At 69.2% G+C, this 6,379-nt stretch carries 8 protein-coding genes; 5 read left to right on the top strand and 3 right to left on the bottom strand.

Annotation, left to right across the window (positions count from 1 at the left end):
- Window positions 1–880, bottom strand: an 880-nt coding sequence (locus VFF46_RS37795) for an MFS transporter (protein WP_325042079.1), incomplete at its 3' end; no start/stop codon positions are given.
- A gap of 124 nt (window positions 881–1,004) precedes the next feature.
- Between VFF46_RS37795 and VFF46_RS37790 the strand changes: the two genes are divergently transcribed.
- Window positions 1,005–1,454: a MarR family winged helix-turn-helix transcriptional regulator gene (locus tag VFF46_RS37790; protein WP_325042078.1), complete on the top strand. Its 450-nt coding sequence runs from the start codon at window positions 1,005–1,007 to the stop codon at window positions 1,452–1,454.
- Window position 1,455: 1 nt separating this feature from the next.
- Window positions 1,456–1,644: a DUF3099 domain-containing protein gene (locus VFF46_RS37785; RefSeq protein WP_325042077.1), complete on the top strand. Its 189-nt coding sequence runs from the start codon at window positions 1,456–1,458 to the stop codon at window positions 1,642–1,644.
- Here the strand turns inward: VFF46_RS37785 and VFF46_RS37780 are convergent.
- Both VFF46_RS37780 and VFF46_RS37775 read right to left on the bottom strand, forming a co-directional pair.
- Window positions 1,629–2,561 (bottom strand): cation diffusion facilitator family transporter, encoded by a 933-nt coding sequence (locus VFF46_RS37780; protein WP_325042076.1) that lies wholly within the window; start codon window positions 2,559–2,561, stop codon window positions 1,629–1,631. The two genes, VFF46_RS37785 and VFF46_RS37780, sit on opposite strands and share 16 nt — an antisense overlap.
- Window positions 2,554–3,447 (bottom strand): LysR family transcriptional regulator, encoded by an 894-nt coding sequence (locus tag VFF46_RS37775; protein WP_325042075.1) that lies wholly within the window; start codon window positions 3,445–3,447, stop codon window positions 2,554–2,556. Before VFF46_RS37775 ends, VFF46_RS37780 begins: the two co-directional genes overlap by 8 nt.
- A gap of 71 nt (window positions 3,448–3,518) precedes the next feature.
- Between VFF46_RS37775 and VFF46_RS37770 the strand changes: the two genes are divergently transcribed.
- The 3 genes from VFF46_RS37770 to VFF46_RS37760 form a co-directional block, all read left to right on the top strand.
- On the top strand, window positions 3,519–4,571 hold the full coding sequence (locus VFF46_RS37770; protein ID WP_325042074.1) for an SDR family oxidoreductase: 1,053 nt from the start codon (window positions 3,519–3,521) through the stop codon (window positions 4,569–4,571).
- Window positions 4,572–4,578: 7 nt separating this feature from the next.
- The gene (locus tag VFF46_RS37765; RefSeq protein ID WP_325042073.1) at window positions 4,579–5,184 is read left to right on the top strand and encodes an XRE family transcriptional regulator; all 606 of its coding nucleotides are present in this window, start codon (window positions 4,579–4,581) and stop codon (window positions 5,182–5,184) included.
- Window positions 5,185–5,294: 110 nt separating this feature from the next.
- On the top strand, window positions 5,295–6,379 hold a 1,085-nt coding region (locus VFF46_RS37760; RefSeq protein WP_325042072.1), incomplete at its 3' end, for an FAD-dependent oxidoreductase.

Raw genomic sequence — 6,379 nt, 5'->3', positions numbered from 1 at the left:
TCACGGCAGAGGGGATCTTGGCATGCGCCGTGAAGACAAACACCACCAGTACTGCGGCCAGCAGCGTCAAGATCAGGTACAGGCTCGGCATGAGCGACCGGTCCGCTGCCTTACCGCCCAGCAGGTTGCCCACGACGAGCCCACCGCCGAACAGCACCAGCAGCCAGGTCACGGCGCCGGCAGAGAAGCCCGCGACCTCAGTCATCATCGGTGCGATGTAGGTGAACGACGCGAACACACCTGCGAAGCCAAGCGCAGTCATGGCAAGTGCCAACCACACCTGCAGGCTCTTGAACACCGCCAGCTCGCTCTTGAGACCAGGGCCTTCAGCAGAACCCTGCCGCGGTACCAGGAACACTATGCCCAGCAGCCCGATCACACCGAGCGCAGTGACCGCCCAGAACGTCGACCGCCACCCGAACTGCTGCCCGAGCGCGGTCCCACCCGGTACGCCGAGCACGTTGGCGATCGTCAGCCCGGTGAACATCAACGCGATCGCGCTCGCCTGCTTGGCCTTCGGTACGAGCGACGCGGCTACAACCGATCCGACACCGAAGAACGCACCGTGCGACAGCGCCGCGACGATCCGCCCGGTCATCAGCACGCCGTACGACGGGGCGACCGCAGAGATCAGGTTGCCGGCGATGAAGACGCCCATCAGGGCGATCAGCACGGTCTTGCGGGAGACCTTCGAGCCGATCGCGGTGAGCAGCGGGGCGCCGACCACGACGCCCAGCGCGTAGCCGGAGATGAGCAGTCCGGCGGACGGGATGCTGACGCCGAAGTCGGTCGCGACCTCGGGGAGCAGCCCCATGATGACGAACTCGGTGGTGCCGATCCCGAACGCTCCGATGGCGAGCGCGAGCAAGGCGGCGGGCATGGGTTGTTCTCTCCCTCGAAGGTAGCCTTATGACTGTTACCGGCGTGCGCGATAGTTGCATACGCGGGCTATTGCACAAGCGCTATGATTGCGCATGCAAGCGTGATGTTCAAGTGGAGGTGTCGTGGGACTACCGGATGACGCCGCGGAGGCACGGGCGCAGGGGTGGCGAACCCTGGCGGCGCTGCACGCCCGGATCGAGGACGAGCTGGAGCGCGCGCTGCAGAAACAGCACGGTCTCTCCGTGAGCGAGTACAGCGTGCTGGACGTGCTGGCGCGGCAGGACGACTACCACCTGCGGATGAACCAGCTCTCGAACGCCGTGGTGCTCAGCCAGTCCGCTACTACCCGCCTGGTGAACCGCCTGGAGGACCGCAAGCTGCTCCAGCGGTACCTGTGCCCCACGGACCGGCGCGGTATCTACACAGAGGTCACTGAGGCCGGCCGTGAGCTCCTGGAAGAGGCCCAGCCGACACACGACGCCGTACTGACGTCTGCATTGTCGACCGCCGCCGAGCTACCTGAGCTGTCCCCGCTGGTGCGAGCGCTGGGGAAGCTCCCGCTGACGGTCTGACATGGCCCGCAAGTATGACAACCGCAAGCTGTACGTCCTGTTGATGGGCAGCTGTGCCACGTTGATCATCCTGGCCTGGTTCGTCGTACGGCTGTTCTCGATCCCGGCAGCGATCGCGATGAGCGCAGTCGCCGCAGTACTGCCCCCGGCCGCCGCCATCGTCGCGAACTGGGGTCACGACAAGCGCTGACGCGGGTCCCCGGGCGTCGGGTCGAGGTAGAGGTGCCGGATGCTCGGGTGCTTGCGGCGTACCTCGACGTCGATCTTCTCGGCGAGCTGCTCGATCGCGGCTCCCGTAGTACCGGAGTCGACCAGGTCGACGGTCGCGACGACCAGCACCTGATCGGGTGCGAGCTGGAGGCTGAGCAGGTCGAGGACGTCGACGATTCCGGGCTCGGCGCTGATGATCGCGCGGACCTCGCGCTGGATGTCGGCCGGTAGTGCGCGCCCGATCAGCATCGCCTTGTTGTCGCGGCCGAGGGTGAACGCGACGACGATCAGTAGTACCCCGATCGCGATCGAGGCGGCGCCGTCCCAGACGTGGTTGCCGGTGACGACCGCGAGCGTGACACCGGCGGTCGCAAGCAGCAGACCGATCATCGCAGCGGAGTCTTCGAAGGCCACGGTCTTCACTGCCGGCTCAGCGTTCCGGAGCTGATGCAGCAGCGGTACGTCGGCCACCTTGGCCTCCCGGCGGAGCTGGAGAACCGCGCGCAGCCAGGAGGATCCCTCGAACACGAACGAGATGCCGAGCACCGGGTAGATCACCGCGAGCGCCGCGATCGGTTCGGGCGCGAAGATCGATCGCAGGCCGTCGGTGATCGAGAAGCCGGCCCCGAGGACGAAGATGCCGACGGCCGCGAGCAGCGCCCAGAAGTACCGCTCCATCCCGTAGCCGAAGGGGTGGCGCGCGTCGGCCGGCTTCCGGCTGCGGTGCAGCGCGGTCAGGAGGAAGACCTGGTTGAGCGTGTCCGCGATCGAGTGGGCCGCCTCCGCGAGCAGCGCCGTCGACCCGGAGAGCAGGCCGGCGACGAGCTTGGCGATCGCGATCACCAGGTTCGCCGTACCGGCCAGCAGGACTGTGCCGTCCGACTCTTCGTCAGCCATTCCCTTCGCGTGCCCGCAGCCCGCCGGACCGAAACAGCACGTCGATGAAGGCGGCTGCCAGCGGGTCAGGAGTGCTGCGCGTGTACGCCGTCAGCGTGCGGCGCACGGGCGGTTCCGGGCGGAGGACGTGGCCGTCGAAGTCGTTCGGGAGGATGTTGTCGGGCACCAGGGCGGGGCCCAGACCTGCAGCAGCAAGGGCGGGGGCTGCCGCTGTCTGCTCCGTGCGTACGGCGATGCGCGGTTCGAAACCGGCTTGTGCGCAGGCCTTGTCCAGGACGTCCGCGAGACCGTGGTCCGGTGCGTAGTGCACCCAGGAACGGTCTGCGAGGTCCTGCAGCTTGACCGTGGTCCCAGTGGCTGCCGGGTCGTCGGCTGCGACCACGACGACCAGCTCCTCGGTGCCGAGTACGTGCGTGACTCCGGGCCAGTTCGTGGGCTCCGGACCGACCGCGAGGTCCGCCTGGCCGGCGTGCATCGCGTCGACGAGCTCGTCGGTATGGCGGTGCTCGAAGAGGCGAATGCCGACGTTAGGACGGGTCTGCCGCCACTGGCGCAGGGCCGCGGGGAGTACGCCGAGCGTGATCGAGTAGAGCGTCGCGATCTGCAGCTCGCCGACCTCGAGGCCGGCGGCCTGACGTGCGGCGCACCGGGCTCGCTCCGCGTCGGCCAGCGCGGCGCGAGCGTGCGGGAGCATGGCGCGGCCGGTCGGGGTGAGGCGCACGCTGCGCGGCAGCCGCTCGAGCAACGGGCCGCCCGCGGAACGTTCGAGGGCCCGGATCTGGTGCGAGAGGGCGGGCTGCGTCACGTGCAGGAGCTCGGCGGCCTTGGTGAACGAACCTTCGCCGATCACGGTGACGAAGTACTCGAGCTGCCGCAGCGTTGTCATGAGCTGAGCTTATGGCTTCGGTGAAAACTATGCCTTGGATCTATCTGTGCAGGTCAGCAAGGCTGTTGGGTATGGAGAACGTTGCGTTGGTGGTGGGAGCCCGCGGAGTGATCGGGACGAATCTGGTCGAGCATCTTGCCTCGCTGCCCGACTGGCGGGTGGTCGGGCTGTCGCGGCGCGGCGGCACCGACGTACCCGGGCGGGTTCGGCACGTCGCGGTGGATCTGCTCGACCCGGACGACACCCGGGCGAAGCTGTCCGGCCTGTCCGACGTGACGCACGTCTTCTACGTCGCCTACCAGGACCGGTCGACGTGGGCCGAGTTGGTGCCGCCGAACCTGGCCATGCTGGTCAACGTCGTGGACGCGATCGAGCCGGTCGCGAGCGGACTGCGGCACGTCAGCCTGATGCAGGGGTACAAGGTGTACGGCGCGCATCTCGGACCGTTCAAGACTCCGGCCCGGGAGGACGACCCGCCGCATCTGCCGCCGGAGTTCAACGTCGACCAGCAGCAGTTCCTGTCGACGCGCCAGCAAGGGAAGCCCTGGACGTGGTCGGCGCTCCGCCCTTCCGTGGTTGGTGGTTCGGCGCTCGGGAACCCGATGAACCTCGCGGTCGCGATCGCCGTCTACGCCTCGCTGTCGAAGGAACTCGGCGTACCGCTGCGGTTCCCGGGCAAGCCCGGCGCGTACCACTCGCTGCTGGAGCTGACCGATGCCGGATTGTTGGCCAAGGCAACGGTCTGGGCGGCGACCGCGCCGGCCGCGGCGAACCAGGCGTTCAACATCACGAACGGCGACCTGTTCCGGTGGAGTGAGCTGTGGCCCAAGCTCGGCGCCTGGTTCGGGCTGGAGGTCGCGCCGCCGCTGCGGATGTCGTTGCAGGACGTGATGGCGGATAAGGAGCCGGCCTGGAAGCAGTTGCAGGCGACGCACGGCCTGGCCGCGACGTCGTTCGCCGAGGTGTCGTCGTGGCCGTTCGCGGACTTCGTGTTCGGCTGGGACTACGACTTCTTCGCCGACGCCTCGAAGTCGCGCCGGGCGGGCTTCCACGAGTACGTCGACACAGAGCAGATGTTCTACCGGATCTTCGCGGGCCTGCGCCGGCAGCGCGTCATTCCCTGAATGTGGCATGCTCCGGGCTGTGACGGCGATGGGTGCGGGAAAGCTGCTCGGGACGAACCTGCGGGCGCGGCGGGACGAGCAGGGCATCTCGCTGTCCGAGCTGGCCCGCCGGTCCGGGATCGCGAAGGGCACCCTGTCCCAGCTGGAGTCCGGGTCGGGGAACCCCACGATCGAGACAGTGTTCAGTTTGTCGAACGCTCTCGGCATCCCGGTGTCGGCGTTGCTGGCCGAGTCGCCGGCCTCCGGGGTCGTCCTGGTGCGGTCCGCGGACGTCGACGTACTGTCCGGTGACGCCATCGATCTGCGGATGCTCCGGCGGCTGGAGCACCCGGGCGGGCTGTTCGAGATCTACCACCAGGAGATCCGGCCGGACGCGGTCCAGCACTCGGACGGTCATCCGGGCACCGAGCACCACGTCGTACTGTCCGGGTGCCTGCGCATCAACACCCATGGGCAGAACGAGGAACTCGGGCCGGGGGACTACCTGGCGTTCCGGGCGGCCGGGCCGCATTCGTACGAGGCCGTGGACGGTCCGGTGCGGTCGGTGCTGCTGCTCGAGTACCCGCCGGACGTGTACCCGGCGGCGGCCGGTGGGCCGCATCTGCCGGGATAGTTCCGGAAAAGGTCCGGGAGAGGTCCGGTTGAGTGCATTGACCGTACGTCGGGGGCGCGCGTAATCTCGGTATCGTTCATTTTAGCGAACGAGTTGCCCGAGGAGCCGTCATGCACCGGTCCGTGACACCCGACGTGGTGGTGGTCGGTGCGGGCATGGTCGGGGCCGCATGCGCGGAGGCGCTGTCGGCGGCCGGGGTCCGGGTGCTGGTGATCGACCGGGACGGCCCGGCGGCGGGGACGACGGCGGCCGGCGAGGGCAACGTGCTGGTCTCGGACAAGGAGCCAGGTCCGGAGCTGGAGCTCGCGGTCGCTTCGCGCGCGGAGTGGGACGTCGTCCGCGGCCGGCTGCCCGTGCCGGTGGCGGACGTGGAGTGGGAGGCGAAGGGCGGCGTCGTGGTGGCGACGGGCGACCCGGAGCCGCTGACCGCGTTCGCCGCGAAGCAGCGTGAGGCGGGGGTCGACGCGCGGGTGATCACGCCCGCGGAGGTCTTCGAGCTCGAGCCGCTGCTCACGCCGCGGGTGACGATCGGGGTGCATTACCCGGACGACGCGCAGGTGCAGCCGGTGCTGGCGGCGACCGCGTTGCTGACGGCCGTTCGCGAGCGCGGCGGCGAGGTGCGATCGGGGGTCACCGCGCTCGGGCTCCGGCAGTCCGGCGGGCGGGTCGTCGGCGTCGACACCTCGGACGGCGACATCGCCTGCGGTGCGGTGCTGAATGCCTGCGGCCCGTGGTCGGGTGCGTTCAGCGCGGCGGCCGGCGCGCGGATCGAAGTACTGCCACGCCGCGGGATGATCCTCGTGACCGCGCCGCTGCCGGAATGCGTGCGGCACAAGGTGTACGACGCGGACTACGTCGGCGCGGTCGGCAGCGGGGACGCGGAGCTGCAGACGTCGACGGTGGTCGAGTCGACGCGGGCCGGGACGGTGCTGATCGGGTCGAGCCGGGAGCGGATCGGGTTCGACGACACGATCCGGGTGCGCGTGCTGCGGGAGCTTGCCCGGAAGGCCGTCGGGCTGTTCCCGTTCCTGGGGGACGTTCCGGTGATGCGGACGTACGGCGGCTTCCGTCCGTACGCGCCGGATCATCTGCCGGTGATCGGCCAGGACCCGCGAGTGCTCGGGCTGTGGCACGCGACGGGACACGAGGGTGCGGGCATCGGCCTCGCACCGGCGACCGGCCGCCTGATCACGGA

The sequence above is a fragment of the Kribbella sp. genome (assembly GCF_035655035.1).
GTDB lineage: Bacteria > Actinomycetota > Actinomycetes > Propionibacteriales > Kribbellaceae > Kribbella.
Note: the sequence above shows the minus strand (reverse complement) of the source record. Positions and strands in the feature narration are given on the sequence as shown.